Genomic DNA, 22,963 nt, shown 5'->3' with positions numbered 1-22,963 from the left:
GAATTGTTCTGCACCTCTATATTAACACGAATCCTTATTTGGTCAAGATTTATCCTTCCAATGTTTTCTTAAGATCCGTTACGTATCCCCGAGATCCGGTGACAATTAAGCGGTCTCCAAGTTTCAGCCTTGTATCCCCATGAGGAACGATGCTGTCCACACCTCTGAAAATCCTGACAAAGATGACGTCGCCGGTTAAAGGGAATTCCCGTAAAATCACACCGTCGTATTTACTGTTCTCCATATTAATTTGATACAGGGAAGACTCCTGGTTCGTGAGCAGCTTCATGACGCCAGGCGCTTCAATCAGAGCGCGAAGCAGCGTTTTTGTCGACAGCAGAATAGAAAAGATGCTGATTCCCTGCTCCTTCAGAACTGCTTCATGCTCCGGTGATCCTACGCTTGCAATGACTCTTTCTGTGCCTTTTTCTTTTGCAAGTAATGCAATGTCTGCATTCATATCTTCATTCCCGGTCGCCACAACGAGGATATCCGTTTCAAAAATGCCGCGTGATTCAAGCGTCTCGTGTTCATAGTCAGAAATTGTTTCAACAGCAAACACTGATTCCGACAGCTTTTCCTCTGCATTCTCTTGATAAACGTGCACAACACGCACGTCATACTCTTCCTCTGGCAATTCAAGTGTGACAGGCAAAGTCATTTGGTTGGCGCCGATGAACGTAATCGTCTTTTTCTCCTCCGGCTGCTCTTCCCGTTTGTATAACTTTTTAAAACAGATTGGCGTAAAAATACTTGCGATGACGGCTACTAAAATGAGCGCTCCCGACATATTTGCGCTGATCACGTGAAGCTGCTGGCCGATTGTTGCAGCGGCAATCACGAGCGAAAGCGTTGATGTCAGCAGGAAACCGGACGCGAAAATGGTTCGGTTATCATACCACTTCTTTAGGTACATGACAGGAATGATTTTGCTCACTAACAGCGCCAGAAGCAGAAGCGGGATCATGATTAAAATTGTTTTATCCTGGAAAAGAGTCCAAATATCAAGCTTCACACCGACCATCACGAAGAAAATCGGTATTAAGAACCCATAACCGAATGAGTCCAGCTGCTGAACAAGTTCTTTGTTTGGCGAAAGCAGGGAAACAAGAACCCCCGCTAAGAAAGCGCCGAGAATATTTTCCGCCCCAAGTGATTCAGACAGGGCAACGAGTACAATAATTAACGTAAAAATGGCACGCGTCCCGATCTGGATCGTCCCTTTTGACATGGATTGAACAAAAGAGCGATGTTTGAAGACCCTGCCGAAAAAGTAAAGCACCACTCCGGCCGCAAACAGGATCATCAGGAGCCACATGTTTCCGCTGTCCTCTCCGTATAAAGAAGAAAAAACAGCAAGAAGAATCATCGTAGCCAAATCAGCAATAACAGCAACGAGCAAAATAATCTGCCCGATATTCGAATTCATGATCCGTTCTTCTTTTAATGTTGGAACGACAACGCCTAACGAAATCGTTGAAATAATAAGGGTCATCAAAAATGCATTTTGAATAAAACCCGCCAAGACGAAGCCATAGGACAGCAGCAATGATAAAATAAAAATACCGACGAAAATAATAGATGCCGCAGCAAACGTATTAGGCGCTTCCTTGCCGTTCGGCAGGAGCTGCTTTTTCTTCCCTTTCTCAAAAGATGAAAAATCAATTTCAAGCCCGCTTAAAAACATTAAAAAGATAAATCCGAGCATAGAGAGTGTTTGGAGCCAGGTGTCACCCTCCACAACTAAATTAAGGCCGCTTTTCCCAATAATCAGCCCCATAATGATTTCAGCAACAACAACCGGGATGCTGAGTTTAAACCGATGCAAAAGGATGGGTGTCAAAAATGCAACGATAAGTACAACAACTAAAGATGCGACAGATGTATGCGCCATAATCAGAACCTCCTTTTTAAGTCAGGGTTATGCTAGTTCTCACTCAGAGAACAAAAACCTCATTTTTAAAAAACATAACGCGATTTTAACAAGGGTGATGATGAAAAATAAAGTGATAAGGTCTTAATCCTGTTTAGAAAATGATTCTTCTTCTATAATTTGCACATAAAAGCTTGTGATGACTCACAACACTTTGCTTCATAATAAATAAAACAATCGGTAAGGAGGATACCGCATGGCTTACGATATCATCAGCGATATTCATGGCTGCTATGACGAAATGACTGCATTAATCCAAAAGCTTGGTTATACAATCAAAAATGGAATACCTGTCCACGAAGAAGGCAGGGTGCTTGTTTTTGCCGGAGATTTAACTGACAGAGGGCCCAAATCGATAGAGGTCATCCGATTTGTAGCCAGCGCTTACGAAAAAGGCGCTGTACGTTATGTCCCGGGAAACCATTGCAATAAGCTGTACCGCTACTTAAAAGGCAATCCGGTAAAAGTGATGCATGGTCTCGAAACAACAGCGGCAGAGCTTGAGGAACTTTCCAAGGATGAGAGAAAATCAGTCAGCGAACAGTTTATGAAGCTGTACGAAACAGCGCCGCTTTACGACATCTTACATAATGGAGAATTTGTTGTCGCCCATGCTGGCATAAGAGCTGACGATATTGGCAAATATACCCGCAGAGTGAAGGACTTTGTGCTTTACGGTGATGTGACAGGTGAAACATATCCGGACGGCAGACCCGTCAGGCGTGATTGGGCGGCAGCCTATAACGGGAAGGCTTGGGTGGTATACGGCCATACACCAGTGAAAGAGCCTCGGAAGGTTAATCGCACCATCAACATTGATACAGGCTGCGTGTTCGGAAATAAACTGACAGGCTTTCGCTTTCCAGAAATAGAAACCGTCTCTGTTCCAAGCTCCCTGCCTTACGACGAATCAAGATTTCGTCCCATATAAAAAAGGAGAGAATCAATGATTCTCTCCTTTTATCAGTTTTCTCATATCCTGAGGCAATGAAGCATGAAACGTCATGTTCTCCTGTGTCAGCGGATGGATAAACGAAAGATGCTCGCTGTGCAGAGCCTGCCGGCCAATGTCCCGTCTCGTTCCGCCGTACAGTGTGTCGCCGCACAACGGGTGCCCAAGATAGCTCATATGAACACGAATTTGATGGGTTCGTCCAGTCTCAAGCTGCAACGTCACCGAGCTCATATCGTCATGTGCACATGTGACATAAAAATGCGTAACAGCCTTCTGGCCGTCTGGCGTTACCGTCCGTTCAATTATACTGTCAGGATGTCTGCCGATCGGGGCATCGACTGTTCCCTCCATCTGCGCCATCCGCCCATGAACCACTGCTGCATACCGGCGTTTCACGAGTCCATTTTTTTGCGCTGACGATAAAATGGAGTGGGCAAATCGATGCTTGGCAACAAGCATGACTCCCGATGTATCCCGGTCTAGCCGGGTGACAAGATGAACTGTCGCCCTCACTCCGTTTTTTTGGTAATGATCAATAATTCCATTGGCAATGCTGCCAGAGGGGTGCTCTCTCGAAGGGATTGATGACACATACGGCTGCTTGTTTATCACAAGCACATGTTCATCCTCATAAAGAATATCGAGCGGAACAGGCTCTGCCAGCAGCGTCTCGCTCACCTGTTCCTCAGGAAACTTCACGATAAGAAGATCTCCCTCTTTCAAAATGGCTTTAACCGTCACATGCTCGCCGTTGATCAGCAGGTCTCCCCCGCCAAACTTAATATCGGTCAGCAGACGTTTTGAAATTCCGAGTTCCCCGGCATATTCTTTTACAGTCATCCCGTCCTCGGCGGAAGTAATGTTCTTTCTGATATAAAAATGCTCCACGATACGTCCTCTTTCTATTCACCTTTTCCGATAAACGAATCCTGGACTCTTTTCCAAAATGGAAACGGACGGAATCTCGCAAACCGCACTTTTTCGGATGCAACCTGGCAGCGGATCGACTTCACATCCTTATGAAGAAGGGTTAAATGGTCAATCGTCACTTGAAAGTCAACTTCGTTTCTCGGCTTAATCATGCAATCATGATGGGATGGGAGAAGCAGAGGTGATCCGACCGTACGGAACACGCGGTTATTAATAGATGCCATTTCCGCAAGCTGGATCGCCCTGATAGACGGATGGATTATCGCTCCGCCCAGCGCCTTATTGTAGGCTGTGCTGCCTGATGGCGTTGACAGGCAGAGGCCGTCGCCCCGGAAGGTTTCAAAGAGCTGCCCCTTAATTTCCACATCAGCAACAAGGCTTCCTTCTATGCTTTTAATCGTACATTCATTCAAGGCTAAGTATCTTTCTTCCCGCTCGTTTTCGTGATAGGTCACAATGACTTCGAGAAGCGGATATTCGACAGTATGATACGGCGTTTTCGCAATGGCGAGAACTAGTTTTTCAATTTCATGAGGAACCCAGTCGGCATAAAACCCCAGATGACCTGTGTGAACACCGACAAATGCTGTTTTGTCCAAGCGGTCGCTGTATCTGTGAAAAGCATACAAAAGCGTTCCGTCGCCTCCGACTGAAATAACGATTTCCGGTTCATTTTCATCCAGTTCCATATCAAAATCCAATAAATACGCCTGTATTTTGCTTTTCAGCGTATCAGAAACTTGATCTCCTTTTGATGATACGGCAAATTTCATGCTCTTCTTCCCCTTTACCTATTGTTGCTCGCTTCCTTTTTTCTTTCTTGAAAAGGCAGCTTGAGCTTCCTGTACTTCACCCCTGATCTCCGACATCTCTTCATCAAGCCGGGAAGCCGCTTCAGAAGCGCGCTGAAGTCTTAGTTTCACTTTTTCAGGAATGTTTCCGCTGTATTTATAATTCAATGAATGCTCAATGGTCGCCCAAAAATTCATCGCCAGTGTACGGATCTGTATTTCCACGAGAACATGCTTTTCCCCGGACACCGTCTGCAAAGGATATAGTACAACAAGATGATAAGACCGGTATCCGCTCTCTTTATGTTCCGCAATATAATCCCTCTGATCCACAACGGTGAAATCTTTTCTGGCAAAAAGCATCTCTTTTACGATTTGGATGTCATCGACAAATTGGCACATGATTCTAAGGCCAGCGATATCCTGCATGGTTTCAATTTCATGCAGCGGTATGCTTTTCCGTCTCGCTTTTTCAAGTATGCTTGCCACAGGCTTGACGCGTCCGGTCACAAATTCGATCGGTGAATGGTCGTCCTCGTATTCATATAGTGTGCGGATCCCCTTGAGCTTCACTTTCAACTCTTCGACAGCCTGGCGGTACGGCACTAAAAAACGCTCCCATTGTTTGTCATCCATCATACATCCCCCAATTCCGAACCAGTTTCTATAAAAACACGCGTTTCACTTTTTCTTCCATCTCTTCTCCATAGTTTGCGTTATCTTTTATATTTTCTAAAAGATATTCCAGCTCCTCATGCAGGCCTGCCAGTTCAATCGTTTGGTCTCCTGCCTCTAATAAGACCGGTATTTTTTGTGCATGGGCCTGCTTCAATTCCGGCCATATATGTTCCTTTATAATGACATATTCAAAAGAATCAGCTAATTCAATTATGTATACAAAAGCAAAGTGGTCAGAATCAACAAGCATTTGACCTGACGGCTTGCGTTCCGCTTCGTTTCCTTCTGTCTGACAGGCTAGGCGAAGCTGATCATCCGATAATGTTGCGTTCAAAATTTCGATTCTGTTTTGCATAATGCTCTCCTTTTTAAACAAAGTTCAGATTCATTTTATCATATCAAGCTCGATATTGATAAACCAAACATCTAAAGAGATAATAGTAAAAATAAGATTTTCACGGCGGAAAGGAATAGTATCATGACCCAAGAAATTGAAATCGAATTTAAAAACATGCTGACCAAACAAGAATTCAAAAACATAACAGCGGCACTCCAGCTGACAGAAAAAGATTTTACAGATCAAAAGAATCATTATTTTGATACAGACAGCTTTGCGCTGAAACAAAAACATGCAGCGCTTCGTATCCGCAGAAAAAACGGAAAGTATGTCCTTACATTAAAAGAGCCGGCTGATGTGGGGCTTCTGGAAACGCACCAGCAGCTTTCAGAGGTATCAGATCTAGCTGCATTTTCAGTTCCCGAGGGCCCTGTGAAGGACCAGCTGCACAAGCTTCAGATCGATACGGATGCCATTCGATACTTTGGATCTTTAGCAACAAACCGAGCGGAAAAAGAAACAGAAAAAGGCTTAATAGTTTTAGACCACAGCCGATATTTAAATAAAGAGGACTATGAAATTGAATTTGAGGCGGCGGATTGGCATGAGGGCAGACAAGCCTTCGAGAAGCTGCTTCAGCAATTCAGCATTCCTCAACGCGAAACCAAAAATAAAATTCTGCGTTTTTATGAAGAAAAACGAAAGTCTATATAAGGTGGAATGACATCGTGAATGTAACGAATTGGGCAGCTTTACTTCAGCTTCAGGCACTACAGTCCATATCTAATGCACGCAGCATCTCGGACAATCAGAATACGGAAAGCCCGCTTTCAAGTTTTAGCTCTTTGCTCAGCCAATATACAAACGGTCTGGCATCTCAGCAATCAGCACCTTCCTCATCGCCAAGCCCGCTCAGCATGCTGAACAGCGCGAATACAACAGCGCCGTCACTGCTTTCAGCGTATGGGCTTAACTCATATACGAGCAGCAATTCAGGCTCAATCACAAAAGCGGCAGAAAGCACCGAAGCAGCTGCTGCAGTTTCAGCTTCAAACAAACATGAAGCAAATCAGATCAGTTCGGGAGACTTCTCCGTTGACAGTGCGATTAAAAAAGCCGCTGATAAATATGGCGTCGATGAAAAACTGATTCGTGCCATCATCAAGCAGGAATCAGGCTTTAATGCAAAAGCGGTCAGCGGAGCAGGTGCGATGGGCCTCATGCAGCTGATGCCATCAACAGCAAGCTCACTAGGCGTTTCCAACCCGCTTGATCCGCAGCAAAATGTGGAGGGCGGAACGAAATATTTAAAACAAATGTTGGATAAATACGACGGCAATGTGTCTATGGCATTAGCGGCTTACAACGCCGGACCGGGGAATGTTGACCGGTACGGAGGTATTCCTCCTTTCCAAGAAACGCAAAACTATGTAAAAAAAATAACTTCAGCTTATTACGCGTAACCAGAGGGCTCCCCCTCTGGTTTTTTTGCGAAGTGAAATCTTACGCATTCCTGATTTTTATGTGATATGATATGAAATACAAACCCCGGCTGTCAGCCGAAATGAGTTATCATACGCAAAAAAGGCAGTTTGTTTGTAGAAATGATGCCTTGTTGCTAAAATAAACCTAGATGAAACAATGAAATACAGAAAATTACTTTTTGCAATAGGATTTATGATTCCTATTAGCCATATTTAAAGGAGTAGTCAACATGGGACAATCGTTTAACGCACCTTATGAAGCGATTGGAGAGGAACTTCTATCGCAACTTGTTGATACTTTTTATGAGCGTGTCGCGTCTCATCCTTTGCTGAAGCCGATTTTTCCGAGCGATTTGACAGAAACCGCCAGGAAACAGAAGCAATTCTTAACTCAGTATTTAGGCGGGCCTCCTCTTTATACTGAAGAACACGGCCATCCTATGCTCAGAGCAAGGCATCTTCCCTTTCCAATTACAAACGAGAGAGCTGATGCGTGGCTCAGCTGTATGAAGGACGCAATGGACCATGTAGGGCTGGAGGGCGAAATTCGCGAGTTTTTGTTTGGCCGCCTGGAGTTGACAGCAAGGCATATGGTGAATCAAACAGAAGCGGAGGATCGATCATCTTGACAAACTATCAGCATGAGCTATACTTCGCCCATTGCCACGGTCATCCAAAAAAACCGCTTGAGATTTATATGTTTGTAGACCCTTTATGTCCTGAATGCTGGTCCTTAGAGCCCGTCATCAAAAAGCTGAAAATTAGATACGGACGTTTTTTCACCTTACGCATTATCGCTTCCGCAAGCCTTACCGCTTTAAATAAAAAGCGAAAAAAGCATCTTCTCGCAGAAGCATGGGAAAAGATCGCGAGCCGCTCAGGCATGTCGTGTGACGGCAATCTCTGGTTCGAGCAAGATCAGCCGCTTTCATCACCTTATATGGCTGCTCTCGCTTTTAAAGCAGCCGAATTGCAAGGAAGAAAAGCCGGTATGCAATTTCTCAGAAATATGCAGGAGAGCCTATTTGTTTCAAAGAAAAACATCACCGATGAAAATGTGCTTTTAGAGATTGCTGAAAATACAAGTCTCGATCTTGAAGAATTTAAAAAAGATCTGCATTCTCAAAGCGCGGTCAAGGCGCTTCAATGTGACATGAAAATTGCTGCTGAGATGGATGTTTCTGTTAATCCGACACTGACGTTTTTCAATACGCAGCATGAGGATGAAGGGCTTAAAGTTCCTGGCAGCTACTCATATGATGTATATGAAGAAATTTTATTTGAGATGCTTGGCGACGAGCCGAAGCCGTCGGAAACACCGCCTTTAGAATGTTTTATTGAATATTTCCGCTTCGTTGCCTCGAAGGAAATTGCTCTTGTATATGACCTGAGCCTTGAAGAGGTAGAAAAAGAAATGAAAAAATTGGCGTTTGCTAAAAAGGTTGCCAAAGTGGAGGCCAAACACGGAATGTTTTGGAAGTCTCTCAGCACTTATTCTGATAAATATCAATCATGTGAAAAATAGCCGCAGGCGTGCATATGCTTGAGGCTGTTTTTTTGCGCCAAAACCAAACGTATGTTCTAAATTTAATACTAAAGAAACCGCGCCGGGATAAGCGCGGTTTCATATGTCTTAACGACAACAAAGGGGATGGGAGAAATTTTTCACGGTCAAACAAAGGGGTAATGTTTGTTTGTGATCAATTTCACATCCTTATGATAACAAAAGATGTCGACTTTTGACAACCTCTATGCTTAATGTTCATATTTTTGTCACAAAACATAACGGAGTCCATTCACTCATATCCTTATAAGGAAAAAGGACGAGGAGGACCGCCATGATGTCTACTTTGATCTCGATTGTGTGCATTGCCGTTTTTTTCTGTCTGAATATCTTAGGCATGATGCATATGCTGCCGCTTTATATTACCTCTCCTCTGCTGTTTCTGTCTATTTTGTTTACCCTCTACCGCTTGAATCACCGGAAAACCTTTAAAGGGTTTTAAAAAAGCCTGTGCGTCATTTCCGCACAGGCTTACTTTTTTTAAGACTGCTTGACTTTCATCAGCAGCTCTTCCATTTCATCGAGTTTTTCTTCAAACATTTTGCAAGCAGCTTCGATTGGCTCTGGAGACGTCATATCAACGCCCGCTTTTTTCAGGACATCAATCGGGTATTGTGAGCTTCCCGCTTTCAGGAAGTCAATATAACGGTCAACCGCAGGCTTCCCTTCCTTCAAAATCTGGCTGCTTAATGCTTGGGCAGCGCTGTACCCCGTCGCATACTGATACACATAGTAATTGTAATAGAAGTGCGGAATCCGCGACCATTCAAGGCCGATTTCCTTATCAATCACCATGCCGTCTCCGAAATACTTTTTATTCAGATCGTAATAAACATTTGTCAGGAGCTCAGGTGTAAGCGGCTCGCCTTCTTGCGCCTTTGTATGGATCAGATGTTCAAACTCGGCAAACATCGTTTGTCTGAAGACCGTTCCCCTAAAGCCTTCAAGCATATGGTTGAGGATATATAAACGCTGCTTTTCATCCTCTAAATTATTCAGCAGATATTCGCCAAGAAGCGCTTCATTTGTCGTAGAAGCAACTTCTGCGACAAAGATGCTGTAATTGCCGTATGGATATGGCTGGTGCTTTCTCGTATAGTAGCTGTGTACGGAATGTCCAAACTCGTGCACGAGCGTAAAGAGATTATTGACGTTATCATGCCAGTTCATCAAAATATACGGATTCGTGCCGTAAGCTCCTGATGAATAAGCGCCATTGCGTTTTCCTTTATTTTCATAAACGTCCACCCAGCGGTTTTCCAGCCCTTCTTTTAGGATAGAGGCATATTCCTCCCCTAAAGGTGCGAGGCCTTTCAGCATGTAATCTTTGGCTTCCTCGTATGTCACCTTCATGCCCGCATCCTTCACAAGCGGTGTATACAGATCATAGATATGCACTTCATCAAGCTCTAGCACTTTCTTTCTCAGCGCGATATATCGGTGAAGAAGAGGCAAATGCTTATTAATCGTCTTCACGAGGTTATCGTATACTTCCTCAGGAATGCTGTTGTTAGAAAGCGCAGCCTCACGCGCTGAATTGTACTTTTTCACTCTCGCGTAGAAGTTGTCCTTTTTCACAGTGCCGCTTAGTGTCGTGGCCATTGTGTTTTTATATTGTCCGTACGTTTTATACACTGCGTCAAACGCATTTTTGCGGACTTCGCGGTTTTCACTTTCCAAGAAGTTAATAAAGTTGCCGTGAGTGATCTGTTTTTCATTCCCATCTTCGTCTTTAATGGACGGGAACGTAATATCTGCGTTATTTAACACGCTGAATGTATTTGAAGATGACCCTAATACCTCGGAAGCCTCAGCAAGCAGCGCCTCTTCCTTCTCGCTCAGCACATGCGGACGTTCCTTTGTAATCTCCTCAATCGCATGAGAGTACAGCTTTAATTCTTCTTTTTCAAGAATGAACTGCTGCAGTTTGTCTTCTTCTATGGATAAAATTTCAGGAACCAAATAAGCTGTCGCGCTGGCGGCCTGTGTATACAGGTTTCCCGCCTTGTCATTCAGCCCTTGGTAAAAGGAGTTCCCGGTATCCTGGTCAGAGCGCATATGCGCATATGTGTACAGCCTTCCCAGCCGCTCCATCACTTTATCTTGGTACGTAAGAGCCTCGTATAAATGATCAGCTGAATCGGCCAGCTTTCCTTTATACTTAGATAAATTCGGAATTAATTCTTTTACAGCTTGAAATTCTTTATTCCAGGCCTCATCACTAGGAAAAATATCCTCAAGTCTCCATGTGTCTTCTGCCTTTACCTCACTTCTGTCAGGCAGTTGATTTGCTTTTTTTTCCTCAGCCATGGTGATCCCCCTCGTCTTCTTTGATTCAAGCCAATTGAAAAAGCAACTGTTTCCCAATAAACTTGTGTTGTGAATATCTTCCGGTTTTTCACTGCCTTTTGTCAAATCATATGCAGTAATGAAGAGAACGAATGCCAAAAAAGCAGTAAAAACACGAAAAACCTTTCCTTTTGTGCCGTTCACAGCCAGCCCACCACCTTTGTCTTAGGGTGAGCCAAATCAGACAAACTCATTCTATAAAACAGCTGCGGTCTCTTTCTATGAGATCCTGCATTGAGCGAATGCCATCTGCAGGCTGGTTCAGCACATATACTTCTTTCTGAGTCTCCCTTAAAAATCCCTTCTTGCACAAAAAATCAATGTACTGTTTAACAGCTTCTGAAAGACACTCTTCGCTGCATTCGAATCTGAGTGCAATGTTCTTTTTATGAATGTGCAGTTTGCATTGCTGTAAAACGGCTGAAAAACGAATTGGCGCATGTTTCTCTCCAAAATCCGTGATAAACAGGTAAAGAAACCCCTGCCACACAAAAACCGGACTCTTAAAAACTGCCCCTTTTACAACAGGAACAAACACTTCAGTCGGCAGAAAAGAAAAGGGTGTCTGCCGCTTCTCATAAAACAGCTGCTTAAGGCGGTTTGTTTCCTTTGAGTTAAACCGATGGGGTTTATGGCGAAAACGGTGTATCGCTTTCGTCCAGCCTGAATATTGAATTGAGGATTTCGGTTCAGTAAAAAAAAGATCGTCTATACCTGCCCGATGGATAGGGATCGTTTGGACTGAGGAATAAGAATGGGTTGTGTAGAATGGAATGATGTGGCTGAGCCGGAGAAAAGAACGCCTTTCCGGACAATAACATATCAGTTCTCTGTATGGGTTTGCATTGATAAATTGCCAATGAAAAGCTGAAAGCTGATAAAAGGACGAAGCAGTCCGTTGTAAGCGGCTGTGTCCCATAATCCACTGCGGGATGATCCCTGCTTGTTTGAAGCCCTCTGTCCGCTTTTGAAAGACATCCGGACTGATCGTGGCACATTGATATTCAACAGCAAGCATACGCTCCTTGATCCTTGCCAAGACGTCCGGTCTCTGGTTGATTTCCTTTATATACGGTTCCAATATGGGAGAAGCCTTTTGCGTTTTCAGCCATACGTACAGCTGCCTTTTTCCTTCTAAATGGTAGGCGCTTTCCGGTTCTATGTCTATGGAGCAGGACTTGTTCTGTTTATGGGCGAAATGCGGCGCTTTTTGAAGTCCGAGCTTCACAGCAAGCTCTTCTCCGCATACCGGACAGAAGAATCGTTTCCGCTTTAATTTTTGGCTTTGCTGAGCGCCTAAAAGGTGAAACATTTGACCGTCTTCAGTCACAGCACTAAACAATAGTCATCTCTCCTTTCCAGATGAGGTATACTTTCTGGATAAATTGATCAACTCCTGTTCGCTGTATTTTCGCTTGTACGTATGTTTTCGATTTTTCACATCTTAAAATTGCATTTTAGTGCATAAAAAAACCGATTTCCGGAAAGAAATCGGTTTGCTATGATGCAAAGTGTTTTTTTATCGTTTCTAGAGCATGCTCTGAAATAATCAGCTTGCCGTACTCTTCAAGACGGTGTATGCTGATTGAGGATTCATTTGCGTACTCCAGCAGGATGCTTAGCTGATTTTCAACCTCTTCATCAGTCATATTGCAAAAATCCACATATAAATAATATCGGTTCTCAAACGAATATAAAGTCGTTTTGCTTCCGTTAATGTTCAAATTAGATAGAGAAATAACATCCTCAAAATCGCCAAATCGCAAGACAAATTGAAGCTTTTGCTCCTTCTCTTCCTGATTGACGGCCTGCTCTTCTTTCTGGAAATCATCCAGCAAGGCGTCAAGGTCCTCAGATGCTGGTTCTTGCTTTTTATCCTCAGGAATCGGCAGTTCGAGCTTTTGTCCGTCTTTGGAAAGCTGGGCTTTTGTGACGATGATTTCTAATCCTTTGTCAAGTGCCTGAACTTGAATCCAAAGAGGGCCTTCCACAGCGAATTCCTCTTCTTCATGAACTTCATCCATGACTTCCCAGAACAGTTCTTCACTGCGCTCACGGTTATACCAAATTTCTTCTCTGTCAAAACCGCGATCTTCAATATCTCCGTAAGACATATAAAATTTTACTGTATGCTCGTTAATTCTTTCAATTTCCATTTGCCAACCTTCCCTTCTATATAAGATGTTGAAGGGACATCTAAGCTCCCGATTAATTGTACTTTACTACACTTTACCCATTCCGTCCACATCTTAACCTTAAGCAAGGCCAGTGTGAATTCCTTTGTATTTCTATTTTATGATAAAACAGTCACAAAAGAAATAAAAATGCACCTTTGCCTAAAAAACGGCAGTTCAGGCTGCTGATATCATAAAATACGGCCTGTCTCATATAGTAGTAGTACAAGCGAAGGACTGAAAGCGAGGTGCCGATTCATGGAGCATGACTATCTGATTTCTCTGCTTGTTATTGTTGGGATCGACCTGATCCTCGGCGGAGATAATGCGGTCGTCATTGCCATGGCCAGCAGACATTTGCCGGACAAGCAAAGACAGCAAGCTATTATTCTCGGAACATTTATAGCCGTTGCCATGAGAATCGGATTAACAAGTGCAGCAGTATATCTTTTGAACATTCCGTTCTTGCAGTGCGCCGGCGGAATTTTCCTGCTGTATTTAGGATATCAGCTGCTGATCGAAAAAAAGGATACGCAGCACATTAAAAGCAGCACCTCTTTGTGGAGAGCGATACGAACGATTGTGCTTGCAGATCTCTTTATGTCGCTGGACAATGTCATCGCAGTTGCAGGAGCATCACACGGTGAGTTTTCTCTCGTCGTCATAGGTTTGTGTGTATCGGTTCCGGTTATTATTTGGGGCAGCAAACTCATCCATTTTGCACTAGGAAAAATACCGCTTCTGATTTACGCGGGAAGCGGGCTGCTTGCTTATACTGGCGGAGAAATGATTGTCAGAGACAAAAAACTGTCTCTTTTTATGGCGCAGCACGGCACAGTCGAAACACTCCTCCCCATTTTGACGGTTGCGTTTGTCATTCTTGCGAGCATTTATTACCAGCAGGTTGAAAAATAAAAGAAGGCTGATGACTCAGCCTTCTTTTGATGATACGATCTATTAGTTTGCCAAACGCTGTGCTTCTCTTAATTGGAAAGAGCGAACTTTTCTTGGCAGGAAACGTCTGATTTCGTCTTCGTTATATCCGACTTGCAAACGTTTTTCGTCGATGATGATCGGACGGCGAAGCAAACCTGGATGCTCGTTGATCAAGCGGTACAAATCTTGCAGCGGCATAGATTCAACGTTCACATTGAGTTTTTGGAATACTTTTGAACGGGTTGAGATGATTTCATCTGTTCCGTCCTCAGTCATTCGAAGAATTTGTTTTATTTCATCAATTGATAAAGGTTCAGAGAAAATGTTTCTTTCTACAAATGGAATCTCGTGCTCCTCGAGCCACGCTCTCGCCTTTCTGCATGAAGTACAGCTTGGTGATGTGTATAGTGTAACCATTCATCTTCACTCCTCTAATTAGTAGGATGAACATCTATTTTATTCTTAAATTGAAATTACTCTAAAAAAGGAATCTTTACAGGTATTATACTATAAAAAAGTAAGTGTGAACAGTATCCTAAGAAAAAAATGTGTCAATCCAGCAAATTTTTAATGTTCATGATATGTTCTTATTCTCAATTAGCTTAACTGATCGAAAATATTTTTTTGTTTTTCTTCATCGATGATTTCCAAGACCTCATCCGTTTTTTCGTACGATTCTCCGTACCATTTCTCATCTTTATAAGTATGAATGTTTTCATATGTCTGTTTCATGGCTTCAAGAATTTCTTCTTCTGATTCTGTTTTCGGTGACCAATACAGAATCTCCATCTTGTTTACTTCATTCGTAGCCAATGACCGGCGACGGTACCCAATTGATTGAGCATGCTTGAAATGCTCTCTTTGATAAAACCTCAGGCGTTTTTCTGTATCAGTATCATCTTCATCAACAGGTTCCACCTCGAGCAATATGGGCTTATTTTTCTTTTTCAGCTTTGCGATCAATTTGCCGCCAAGCCCCTGCCCTCTTGCATCCTTAGACACATACAGATAATCAACGAAAATAAAAGAATCGAATTCCGCAAACATTAAAATATGATGTTTGCCTTCATCTTTATGGTAAATATCGCTTCGCTCTTTCAGAAGAGCTTCCATATGCGCTTTTGATTTCATTTCTTCAATTGGAAAGTACTCGCTAAGCTTTTCATACCAGTTCATTGATTTGCTCCTTATGAGTTCATTGTCTTCATACTTTTAGATATACCCCATTTCTTCTTGTTTAAACAGCCTTACATCTATAAAGACGTACGAACTTCCGCCATGGTTTCATTTTTTTTCAGAATGAACGGAGCCAACTGCTCCGTTTATTCTGAAGTGCATCTCATTAAACCCGGTTTTCTCGCCTGTAATGAACAAGGCGGGGCTGTGCCAGTGCAATCAGAAACGTTATGATATATAATGCAGCAGCCGCAATAAAAGCTGTTTTCGCACCAGCCGCATCAGCCACTAACCCCATAATGGAGTAGGTGACGCCTGACCAAGGAGTTAAAATTGCATTTTTCGCAGCCATGATCCCGATACGTTTCTGTTCGGGAATAACCTCCTGCAGCATGGTTTCCTGGCAAATATCACGCACCTGATAAAAAGGCCCCATTGCGGCACAAGCCAGCGCGCATAAAAACGGGATTGTAGAAATTGAGAACAGAAGGGTCAGCGCCGCCATCACAAGCGAGCAGAAAATAATAGCGCAGCCCATGTTCCGCTCAAAAAAAGCAGAAAAACGAATCGCAATCACACTGCCGACAATGGCACCTATAAAATAAGAAGCGTTAAACATCCCCCACCACGCTTCTGTTTCATGCAAAACAACCGCAGTAAAGGCGAGAAGAATAGCAGACGACCAAACAGAACCCGCCAAAGCTTCTATCATGTCCATAAAAGTAATGTCTCTTACAATAGGAATAATCATTAAATCCTTCCATATACTTCTGCCAGATGCTTTTTCATCTGTTTCATCAGTCGTTTTTTCATTTATATGAAGCCCCTTGAGGGAAACTCCCGAAAGAACAAACAGGCAAATGGCTGCACCGACAACGACTTCAAAAGGGACGGCGTACGTCAGAAGGCCTCCAAGGCCCCAGCCTGCTGTTAAGAACAATTGATTCGAGAGGGAGATCACGCCATTCGCTTTTACATAGTGCTCTTTTGGAACAATAATCGGCAACAGCGCGAATCTTGCCGGCTGAAAAAAAGCGCCCGCGAAGGAAAAACAGAACACAAACAGCAGCGTAATCCAAAAGAATGCCTGTCCGTGATGAGTGACACTGTATGCCATCAGGATTGTAAAGACCGCTCTCAGCAGATTTGCGCCCGCAAGCACCTTTTTAAAACCGAGATTGCGAAGCACCGGAGAGACGCAAAAGCTTGCAGCTATACTTGCAAACGACATGAACGATAATACGAGTCCAGCAAAAAAAACGGAGTCAGTCATTTGATAAACACGGACCATTAAAACGATTGTGACAAGGACTCCTGCTAAGGATTGTAGAGATTGAGACAGCAATAGCGCAAAAACATTTTTGTTATGCAAAAATTGAATCGTATTTCGCCTCCGCTTTTTCCTCTAATTGTAAATGTTATCATTCTCACTTTCTATGGAGACGCAAAAAAATCCTTCAAGAGATTCTCTTGAAGGATTGATGAATCATGAAAAAGCTTTAAATTCGGCTTCCGTGCACATCACAAAATGTCCCGGTTTGACTTCACGGAATTCCATCGTTTCCCCATCTTTTAATTGATGGACGGACGGATCATATTTCTGGCGGACGCGATTTCTCTCATAGTCCGGATCTGGAAGCGGAATCGCAGAAAGCAATGATTTTGTATATGGATGAAGCGGATTCTCATAAAGCTCATCTGCCGGCGCAAGCTCAACCAGTTTCCCGAAATACATAACTCCAATGCGGTCGCTGATGTATTTGACCATCGATAAATCGTGGGCAATAAACAGGTATGTGAGCCCTTTTTCTTTTTGCAGTTCTTTCATTAAATTCACGACCTGCGCTTGAATGGATACATCCAAAGCGGAAATCGGCTCATCCGCGATAATGAATTCCGGATCAACAGCAAGCGCTCTGGCAATCCCGATTCTTTGGCGCTGGCCGCCGGAAAATTCATGGGGATAGCGGTTCGCGTGTTCCTTGTTCAATCCCACTGTTTCCAATAGTTCATGGACCCGCTGCATCCGCTCTTTTTTCGTTTTCGCCAGCTTATGAATATCAAGCCCTTCAGCAATAATATCAGCAACTGTCATTCTCGGATTCAGGGATGCATATGGGTCTTGGAATATCATCTGCATTTTGCGGTTGAATTCCAGCAGTTTTTTCCGCGATTTTTTCCCGTGCACATTTTCGCCGTTGAACAGCACCTCACCATCGGTTGCTTCGTACAGCCGGATAATGCTTCGGCCTGTTGTCGATTTACCGCAGCCAGATTCACCAACCAGCCCTAATGTTTCACCTTTATAGATATCAAATGATAAATCATCTACAGCCTTAACCGTTCCTCTCGGCGTGACAAAGTGCTGTTTTAAATGTTTGATTTCTAATAGTTTTTCAGTCAATTTATTCACCTTCTCTCACTAAGACAGGTTTTTCGTACGTGTTTGCCAGTTTACGCATTTTCGCTTTTACCGCTTCAGGCGGCTCTACCTTTGGCGCGTCGGGATGAAGCAGCCACGATTTGACATAATGAGTATCAGATACCTTAAACATTGGCGGCTCCTGTTCAAAATCGATTTTCATCGCATAAGGGCTCCGCAGGGCAAAAGCATCTCCTTTTGGCGGGTTTGTCAAATCAGGCGGCGTGCCCGGAATGGCAGTCAGCTCTTCCTCTCCTGAACTTTCCAGTGTCGGCATGGATGCAAGTAGCCCCCAAGTATACGGATGTCTCGGATCGTAGAAAATTTCGTCTACCGTACCTGTTTCTACAATCTGTCCCGCGTACATGACAGCGACCCGGTCAGCAACGTTTGCCACAACACCAAGATCGTGTGTGATAAAGATGATGGACGTGTCAATTTTCTTTTGCAAATCCTTCATCAATTCCAGAATTTGCGCTTGAATCGTTACATCAAGTGCAGTGGTCGGCTCGTCGGCGATCAAAAGCTTCGGATTCGCCGCAAGCGCCATGGCGATGACAACCCGCTGCCTCATACCGCCTGAAAATTCGTGCGGAAATTGGTTCACCCGCTTTTCCGGCATTGGGATACCGACTAATTCCAGCAGTTCAACCGCGCGTTTTTTAGCCGCTTCCTTTGAGATCTTTTCGTGTTTAAAAAGCACTTCCGTAATTTGTTTACCGACCTTCATCGTTGGATTTAAGGAGGTCATCGGATCTTGGAATATCATGCCGATCTCTTTTCCCCGGACATTTTGCATTTCTTTTTCGGACAGCGGCACCAGATCCTTCCCTTCAAACAGGATTTCACCGCGTTTGAAATAACCCGGAGGCATTGGAATCAGCTTCATAATCGCCTGAGAGGTTACACTTTTTCCGGAACCTGATTCTCCGACGATAGCCAGCGTCTCTCCTTTTTCCAGATGGAAATTCACTCCGCGGATCGCTTGGACCTCTCCGCCATATGTTTTAAATGAAATTGCTAAATCTTTTACTTCTAATAGGCGTGTCACCCGTATCACTCCCTTATTTACGTAACTTAGGATCCAATGCGTCTCTTAATCCGTCGCCGACAACGTTAAAGCCAAACATTGTAATGCAGATAAATCCGGCAGGGAAGAATAAACGCCACGGATAATAGGTCAATGCAGGCAATCCGTCAGAAGCCATCGTTCCCCAGCTTGCCAGCGGAGCCGGGACACCGAGTCCCAAATAGCTTAAAAAGGCTTCTGTGAAAATCGCAGTAGGAACTGTCAATGTCATCGTGACCAAAATGGAACCCATTGCGTTTGGCACGATATGTTTAAACAGCAGACGGGATGTTTTTGCACCCAGTGTCTGTGAAGCAAGCACATACTCTTGATTCTTCAGCTGCAGCACTTGTCCGCGCACGATTCTGGCCATGTTAATCCAGCCCGTAATCGTCATGGCAATAATAATCGTAAATAGCCCTTTCGGAAGAACAACCATAAGTAAGATAACCATTAATAATGAAGGAACTGCCCAAAGGATATCAGCGATACGCATCATAATTTCATCTGTTCTTCCTCCGCGGAAGCCTGAAATGCTCCCCCAAATGACGCCGATCAGCAAATCAAGAACAGCGGCTGCGACACCGATAAAGATTGAGATTCGCGCTCCTACCCAGGTACGGACGAAAATGTCCCGTCCAAGATCATCTGTGCCGAACCAGTGATCTTTTGAAGGCGGCTTATCCGCATTTAAGAGATTAGTAGTTGAATAATCATACCTTGAGAACATCGGCGCAAAAATGGCCATAAGGATAATGAGCACGATAATGATAAGCCCGACCATTGCAAGCTTATTGCTGCGGAAGCGAAGCATCGCATCTTTCCAGAGGGAAAGGCTCTTTTTACTTATTTTTTCTGCATCGCCGGCATTCGCTGCGGCTGGTTCAAACATGTTTTTCGGAATGTTCTGCATGGCCTAGGCTCCTTTCTTTGCTTTGGAAAGCTTGATTCTTGGATCAATAATGCCGTAAAGCACGTCTACGATTAATACACACAATAGCAGGATGACACTGAAGAACACCGTTACACCCATAATGACTGTATAATCACGGTTTGTAATACTGTTTACGAAGTGTGAACCAAGACCCGGGATCCCAAAAATCGTTTCAATGATAAAACTTCCCGTTAAGACCTGGGCAGCCATCGGGCCCATGTATGTAACAACCGGCAAAAGCGCGTTTCGAATGGCGTGCCGCACAGTAACTGCTGGGCGGGACAGCCCTTTCGCTTTCGCAGTGCGGATATAATCACTGTTTAACACTTCGATCATGCTTGAACGGGAAAGTCTGGCAATGAACGCCATCGGCATGGAAGCAAGTGCGATTGAAGGCAAAAAGGTGTATGCCCAGGACTCCCACCCCGCGACCGGAAACAGCCCAAGCTTCATGGAGAACACATATTGCAGAACAGCCGCCATGATAAAGCTTGGAACTGAAATACCAAATATCGTTAAAATCGCGACGGTATAATCCTGCCACTTATTATGGTAAAGAGCTGCAATGACTCCAAACAATACACCTAACGCTAAAGCGAGGAGAATAGCTTCTGCTCCAAGAGTGAATGAAACGGGGAAACCTGAATTGATCAGGTCGTTAACACTCTGACCTTTATATTTAAATGATGGTCCGAAATCCCACATTGCAACTGATTTCAAATAACTGACGTATTGTACAAACAGCGGCTTGTCCAAGCCATAGTGCGTATTTAAGTTTGCTTCAATTTCAGGCGGAAGCTTTTTCTCACCTGAAAATGGCCCGCCCGGTGCTGCTTGCATTAAGAAGAATGTCACAGTTACAATCACAAATAGTGTGATAATCATATAGACTAAGCGTCTTCCGATATATTTTAGCAAGGGGGAACACCTCCATGGTTTTTACTTTTTTATATTCTTCAGTAAGAAAGGTATATGGGAAATAGGTCCCCATATACCTTGAGGTTATTGTTTTCACAAATAAGACTTATTGAAAGTACGCGTTTCTGAAATAAATTTCTCCAGTTCCAGTAATAATGGTTCCTTTCAGATTTTCGTCTTGTACCCAAGGAATCGTATAAAAATAAATTGGAGCGACCGGCATTTCATCAATGAAAATTTCTTCCGCTTTTTTCAGCAGCTCTGCACGTTTGTTTTGATCTGTTTCAGTTTGTGACTGATTCAGCAATTTTTTGAATTCTGGGTTTTCCCAGCCCGTATCGTTATTTCCTCCGTCTTTGTCACGGAACAATTCTAGGAAGTTAATAGGATCGTTAAAGTCGCCAAGCCAGCCCATACGGCCGATTTGATAATCTTGGCTGTGGAGCTTATCGATATAGACATTCCATTCAGAGTTATCAAGCTCAACATTTACGCCTAAATTTTTCTTCCACATTTCTTGTACAGCTTGAGCGATTTTCGCATGTGCATCATCAGTGTTATAAGACAATTTGATTTTCGGAAGGTCAGATGCCTTGCTTAAGCCCATTTCTTTTAGGCCTTTTTCAAGGTATTCTTTTGCCGTTTTGATATCGTTGTCTTTGTAGTAGCCTTCTTTGTTATCCTCAAATCCCTTCATTGTCGGCGGCACCGCAGCCATTGCTGGGATTTGCTCTCCTTGCGTAATGTTTTTAACAATCGATTGACGGTCAATCGCATAAGATAATGCTTTACGGATATTGACGTTGTCTAACGGCTTAGCTTCTGTGTTGAATTTGTACCAATACACACCTGCCATCGGCTCAACATGTAAAGAACCGTCTTTTTTCAAGGAAGGGAGAGATTCTGTCGGAAGCTGTCCGAGCGGCAAACCGGCCCAATCAAGTTCGCCAGCTTGGAATTTTTTCAATTCCGTATTGTTATTGTTGATCATAACCATATCAATTTTCTTCAGTTTGACTTTGTCTTTATCCCAATACTGGTCATTTTTTTCGAGAGTAATAGAACCGCTGTGTTTCCATGCTGTCATTTTGAACGGCCCGTTTGATACATAATCATCCCCAGCATTTGTATTCCACTTTTTATTTTTCTCTGCAATTTTCTTGTTGATCGGCATATACGTATAGAACGCAGTTAATTCAGTGAAATATGGAGTCGGGTTATTTAATTCAACCTTCAGCGTTTTATCATTCACGGCTTTTACTGCCACATCATCTAGGCTGCCTTTGCCTGTATTCGCCGCTTCAGCACCTTTTATGTAGTAGAGCTGGTAAGCGTATTGTGATTCATTATTAGGGTCAAGCGCCCATTTCCAAGCATATTCAAAATCTTGTGCTGTCACAGGGTCTCCATTAGACCATTTCACACCATCACGAATAGTGAATGTATATGTTTTACCGTCCTTGCTTGTTTCGATTTTAGATGCCATGCCTTCTTCAGGCTCCCCATCTGCATTGATGCGTGTCAATCCTTCAAAAGTCTGACGGATGACACCGCCTGAAACTGAATCATTTGCCAATCCCGGATGTAAGGAGAACGGCTCAGTTTTAATATTAATGTTAAGTGTTGTCTTTCCTTTACTGTCCTTTTTCCCTTCACCGTTTGATCCGCTGCCGCCAAAGCCGCAAGCGCTCAGCACGAGAGTGAAAATGAGCATCAACGTGACAATCGACCAACGTTTTTTCATATTCGCAAACCCCCTAATAAGAATTTTTCAGCTCCTTACGGCTAAATCCTCAGAAATATCAGACAAATGAACCTAAGTTTCCATAACTTTTATTCTGTTCCGTCTTTTCTGATTATTTTTGTAAAAAAGCTGTAACAATAGAGTGAACAAGTTCATTATAATGAAACAAATAATTTATTGCAATATTATTTTATCAATTTAAAATATTTAAACTTCGTTAGTTTTTCTTCCACGAACATAATATCCTTCTACCATTTAAAGCATAAATTGATTAAAAACTTTTTCATGAGTTTTCTATCCATATTGCTTTTTACATATAATATCTGCCTGTTTTTACACTGATAGCAGTTATCATTTAAGGGTTTTACAGCACCCATGTTATTTATATCATTACAATGTTACTGGGAAAAAGAATGTTTTTTCATGATGACAATTGGTTATAATTGATTTATAATGAAGCAATCAAAAGAAAAGCGTGCTATGAAGAAGAGTAGTACACATTTCACCTGTTTGAAGAGAGTCTGCGGTGCTGGGAGCAGATAACGGGCAATGTGGAATGGACTTTGGAG

The 22,963-nt window shown here is 43.2% G+C and carries 24 protein-coding genes, 1 pseudogene and 1 other annotated feature (1 of these 26 cut by a window edge); of the genes and pseudogenes, 8 read left to right on the top strand and 17 right to left on the bottom strand.

Translation table 11 applies throughout. The features are described from left to right. Positions 1-49: 49 nt before the first annotated feature. A complete protein-coding gene (locus CDO84_RS05365) occupies positions 50-1,894 on the bottom strand; it encodes a monovalent cation:proton antiporter family protein (RefSeq protein ID WP_040083440.1) in 1,845 nt (614 codons plus the stop codon). 235 nt (positions 1,895-2,129) lie between these two features. Between CDO84_RS05365 and prpE the strand changes: the two genes are divergently transcribed. Beyond that, on the top strand, positions 2,130-2,864 hold the full coding sequence (gene prpE, locus CDO84_RS05360) for a bis(5'-nucleosyl)-tetraphosphatase PrpE (protein WP_040083441.1): 735 nt from the start codon (positions 2,130-2,132) through the stop codon (positions 2,862-2,864). 12 nt (positions 2,865-2,876) lie between these two features. Here the strand turns inward: prpE and CDO84_RS05355 are convergent, their stop codons facing one another. Genes CDO84_RS05355 through CDO84_RS05340 form a run of 4 tightly spaced genes read right to left on the bottom strand, consistent with a single transcriptional unit; the run spans position 2,877 to position 5,642 of the window. Further along, the gene (locus CDO84_RS05355; RefSeq protein WP_040083442.1) at positions 2,877-3,776 is read right to left on the bottom strand and encodes an RluA family pseudouridine synthase; all 900 of its coding nucleotides are present in this window, start codon (positions 3,774-3,776) and stop codon (positions 2,877-2,879) included. 14 nt (positions 3,777-3,790) lie between these two features. Further along, positions 3,791-4,591: an NAD kinase gene (locus CDO84_RS05350; RefSeq protein WP_003232918.1), complete on the bottom strand. Its 801-nt coding sequence runs from the start codon at positions 4,589-4,591 to the stop codon at positions 3,791-3,793. Between the two features lie 18 nt (positions 4,592-4,609). Next, the gene (gene yjbM / locus CDO84_RS05345; protein WP_003245294.1) at positions 4,610-5,245 is read right to left on the bottom strand and encodes a GTP diphosphokinase; all 636 of its coding nucleotides are present in this window, start codon (positions 5,243-5,245) and stop codon (positions 4,610-4,612) included. Positions 5,246-5,273: 28 nt separating this feature from the next. Further along, entirely contained in the window at positions 5,274-5,642 is a 369-nt protein-coding gene (locus CDO84_RS05340; RefSeq protein WP_014663540.1) for a UPF0738 family protein, read from the bottom strand. A 123-nt stretch (positions 5,643-5,765) separates the two neighbouring features. Here CDO84_RS05340 and CDO84_RS05335 point away from each other — a divergent pair, with 123 nt between their 5' ends. From CDO84_RS05335 to CDO84_RS05310, 5 genes are all read left to right on the top strand, one after another. Beyond that, positions 5,766-6,338, top strand: a complete 573-nt coding sequence (locus CDO84_RS05335) for a CYTH domain-containing protein (protein ID WP_014663539.1) — start codon at positions 5,766-5,768, stop codon at positions 6,336-6,338. A gap of 14 nt (positions 6,339-6,352) precedes the next feature. Further along, positions 6,353-7,087 (top strand): bifunctional muramidase/murein lytic transglycosylase, encoded by a 735-nt coding sequence (cwlQ, locus tag CDO84_RS05330; RefSeq protein WP_040083443.1) that lies wholly within the window; start codon positions 6,353-6,355, stop codon positions 7,085-7,087. A gap of 251 nt (positions 7,088-7,338) precedes the next feature. Beyond that, positions 7,339-7,737: a globin domain-containing protein gene (locus CDO84_RS05325; RefSeq protein WP_003232928.1), complete on the top strand. Its 399-nt coding sequence runs from the start codon at positions 7,339-7,341 to the stop codon at positions 7,735-7,737. Beyond that, positions 7,734-8,633: a protease adaptor protein SpxH gene (gene spxH / locus CDO84_RS05320; protein WP_040083444.1), complete on the top strand. Its 900-nt coding sequence runs from the start codon at positions 7,734-7,736 to the stop codon at positions 8,631-8,633. The genes CDO84_RS05325 and spxH overlap by 4 nt, the downstream gene beginning before the upstream one ends. A gap of 313 nt (positions 8,634-8,946) precedes the next feature. After that, the gene (locus CDO84_RS05310; RefSeq protein ID WP_003244944.1) at positions 8,947-9,114 is read left to right on the top strand and encodes a hypothetical protein; all 168 of its coding nucleotides are present in this window, start codon (positions 8,947-8,949) and stop codon (positions 9,112-9,114) included. A 38-nt stretch (positions 9,115-9,152) separates the two neighbouring features. On the opposite strand, the gene pepF is transcribed toward CDO84_RS05310, so the two are convergent. After that, a complete protein-coding gene (gene pepF, locus CDO84_RS05305; protein WP_187248786.1) occupies positions 9,153-10,982 on the bottom strand; it encodes an oligoendopeptidase F in 1,830 nt (609 codons plus the stop codon). Positions 10,983-11,211: 229 nt separating this feature from the next. Further along, the gene (locus CDO84_RS05300) at positions 11,212-12,333 is read right to left on the bottom strand and encodes a competence protein CoiA (protein ID WP_231560783.1); all 1,122 of its coding nucleotides are present in this window, start codon (positions 12,331-12,333) and stop codon (positions 11,212-11,214) included. A 73-nt stretch (positions 12,334-12,406) separates the two neighbouring features. Here CDO84_RS05300 and CDO84_RS21910 point away from each other — a divergent pair. Beyond that, positions 12,407-12,526, top strand: a pseudogene (locus CDO84_RS21910) (hypothetical protein). Here the strand turns inward: CDO84_RS21910 and mecA are convergent. Both mecA and CDO84_RS21335 read right to left on the bottom strand, forming a co-directional pair. Next, positions 12,521-13,177, bottom strand: a complete 657-nt coding sequence (mecA, locus tag CDO84_RS05295; RefSeq protein WP_040083447.1) for an adaptor protein MecA — start codon at positions 13,175-13,177, stop codon at positions 12,521-12,523. The pseudogene CDO84_RS21910 and the gene mecA overlap by 6 nt on opposite strands. Next, a complete protein-coding gene (locus tag CDO84_RS21335) occupies positions 13,144-13,284 on the bottom strand; it encodes a hypothetical protein (RefSeq protein WP_134975725.1) in 141 nt (46 codons plus the stop codon). The genes mecA and CDO84_RS21335 overlap by 34 nt, the downstream gene beginning before the upstream one ends. A 169-nt stretch (positions 13,285-13,453) precedes the next feature. Between CDO84_RS21335 and CDO84_RS05290 the strand changes: the two genes are divergently transcribed. Next, positions 13,454-14,110 (top strand): TerC family protein, encoded by a 657-nt coding sequence (locus tag CDO84_RS05290; RefSeq protein WP_040083448.1) that lies wholly within the window; start codon positions 13,454-13,456, stop codon positions 14,108-14,110. 42 nt (positions 14,111-14,152) lie between these two features. Here CDO84_RS05290 and spx read toward each other — a convergent pair whose 3' ends face one another. From spx to oppA, 8 genes are all read right to left on the bottom strand, one after another. After that, positions 14,153-14,548, bottom strand: coding sequence for a transcriptional regulator Spx (gene spx, locus CDO84_RS05285; RefSeq protein WP_003245483.1), 396 nt, complete (start codon positions 14,546-14,548; stop codon positions 14,153-14,155). A gap of 180 nt (positions 14,549-14,728) precedes the next feature. Next, complete coding sequence (locus CDO84_RS05280; protein ID WP_003244921.1) at positions 14,729-15,307, bottom strand: GNAT family N-acetyltransferase; 579 nt, start codon at positions 15,305-15,307, stop codon at positions 14,729-14,731. Between the two features lie 166 nt (positions 15,308-15,473). Next, complete coding sequence (locus tag CDO84_RS05275) at positions 15,474-16,688, bottom strand: MFS transporter (protein WP_082033024.1); 1,215 nt, start codon at positions 16,686-16,688, stop codon at positions 15,474-15,476. 105 nt (positions 16,689-16,793) lie between these two features. After that, positions 16,794-17,711 (bottom strand): oligopeptide ABC transporter ATP-binding protein OppF, encoded by a 918-nt coding sequence (gene oppF / locus CDO84_RS05270; RefSeq protein ID WP_003239287.1) that lies wholly within the window; start codon positions 17,709-17,711, stop codon positions 16,794-16,796. A 1-nt stretch (position 17,712) separates the two neighbouring features. Continuing rightward, complete coding sequence (gene oppD / locus CDO84_RS05265; protein WP_080488797.1) at positions 17,713-18,789, bottom strand: oligopeptide ABC transporter ATP-binding protein OppD; 1,077 nt, start codon at positions 18,787-18,789, stop codon at positions 17,713-17,715. A gap of 4 nt (positions 18,790-18,793) precedes the next feature. Further along, complete coding sequence (gene oppC / locus CDO84_RS05260; protein ID WP_003232954.1) at positions 18,794-19,711, bottom strand: oligopeptide ABC transporter permease OppC; 918 nt, start codon at positions 19,709-19,711, stop codon at positions 18,794-18,796. A 3-nt stretch (positions 19,712-19,714) separates the two neighbouring features. Beyond that, entirely contained in the window at positions 19,715-20,650 is a 936-nt protein-coding gene (oppB, locus tag CDO84_RS05255) for an oligopeptide ABC transporter permease OppB (RefSeq protein ID WP_014479444.1), read from the bottom strand. Positions 20,651-20,756: 106 nt separating this feature from the next. Then, a complete protein-coding gene (gene oppA, locus CDO84_RS05250) occupies positions 20,757-22,394 on the bottom strand; it encodes an oligopeptide ABC transporter substrate-binding protein OppA (protein WP_040083451.1) in 1,638 nt (545 codons plus the stop codon). 471 nt (positions 22,395-22,865) lie between these two features. After that, positions 22,866-22,963, top strand: a binding site (T-box leader) (it continues 117 nt past the right edge of the window).

Origin of the sequence: Bacillus sp. MD-5 (genome assembly GCF_002201875.1) — a bacterium.
Classification (GTDB): Bacteria; Bacillota; Bacilli; order Bacillales; family Bacillaceae; genus Bacillus; species Bacillus stercoris.
Note: the sequence above shows the minus strand (reverse complement) of the source record. Positions and strands in the feature narration are given on the sequence as shown.

Excerpts from the sequence above, each read along its gene's own strand:
- CDO84_RS05350 (WP_003232918.1), bottom strand. The coding sequence starts at position 4,591 with ATGAAATTTGCCGTATCATCAAAAGGAGATCAAGTTTCTGATACGCTG.
- mecA (WP_040083447.1), bottom strand. The coding sequence starts at position 13,177 with ATGGAAATTGAAAGAATTAACGAGCATACAGTAAAATTTTATATGTCT.
- prpE (WP_040083441.1), top strand. The coding sequence starts at position 2,130 with ATGGCTTACGATATCATCAGCGATATTCATGGCTGCTATGACGAAATG.
- CDO84_RS05280 (WP_003244921.1), bottom strand. The coding sequence starts at position 15,307 with ATGAACTGGTATGAAAAGCTTAGCGAGTACTTTCCAATTGAAGAAATG.
- CDO84_RS05365 (WP_040083440.1), bottom strand. The coding sequence starts at position 1,894 with ATGGCGCATACATCTGTCGCATCTTTAGTTGTTGTACTTATCGTTGCA.
- oppC (WP_003232954.1), bottom strand. The coding sequence starts at position 19,711 with ATGCAGAACATTCCGAAAAACATGTTTGAACCAGCCGCAGCGAATGCC.
- pepF (WP_187248786.1), bottom strand. The coding sequence starts at position 10,982 with ATGGCTGAGGAAAAAAAAGCAAATCAACTGCCTGACAGAAGTGAGGTA.
- CDO84_RS05335 (WP_014663539.1), top strand. The coding sequence starts at position 5,766 with ATGACCCAAGAAATTGAAATCGAATTTAAAAACATGCTGACCAAACAA.
- CDO84_RS05290 (WP_040083448.1), top strand. The coding sequence starts at position 13,454 with ATGGAGCATGACTATCTGATTTCTCTGCTTGTTATTGTTGGGATCGAC.
- CDO84_RS05300 (WP_231560783.1), bottom strand. The coding sequence starts at position 12,333 with ATGTTTCACCTTTTAGGCGCTCAGCAAAGCCAAAAATTAAAGCGGAAA.
- CDO84_RS05340 (WP_014663540.1), bottom strand. The coding sequence starts at position 5,642 with ATGCAAAACAGAATCGAAATTTTGAACGCAACATTATCGGATGATCAG.
- yjbM (WP_003245294.1), bottom strand. The coding sequence starts at position 5,245 with ATGGATGACAAACAATGGGAGCGTTTTTTAGTGCCGTACCGCCAGGCT.
- oppA (WP_040083451.1), bottom strand. The coding sequence starts at position 22,394 with ATGAAAAAACGTTGGTCGATTGTCACGTTGATGCTCATTTTCACTCTC.
- CDO84_RS05325 (WP_003232928.1), top strand. The coding sequence starts at position 7,339 with ATGGGACAATCGTTTAACGCACCTTATGAAGCGATTGGAGAGGAACTT.
- CDO84_RS05310 (WP_003244944.1), top strand. The coding sequence starts at position 8,947 with ATGATGTCTACTTTGATCTCGATTGTGTGCATTGCCGTTTTTTTCTGT.
- spx (WP_003245483.1), bottom strand. The coding sequence starts at position 14,548 with ATGGTTACACTATACACATCACCAAGCTGTACTTCATGCAGAAAGGCG.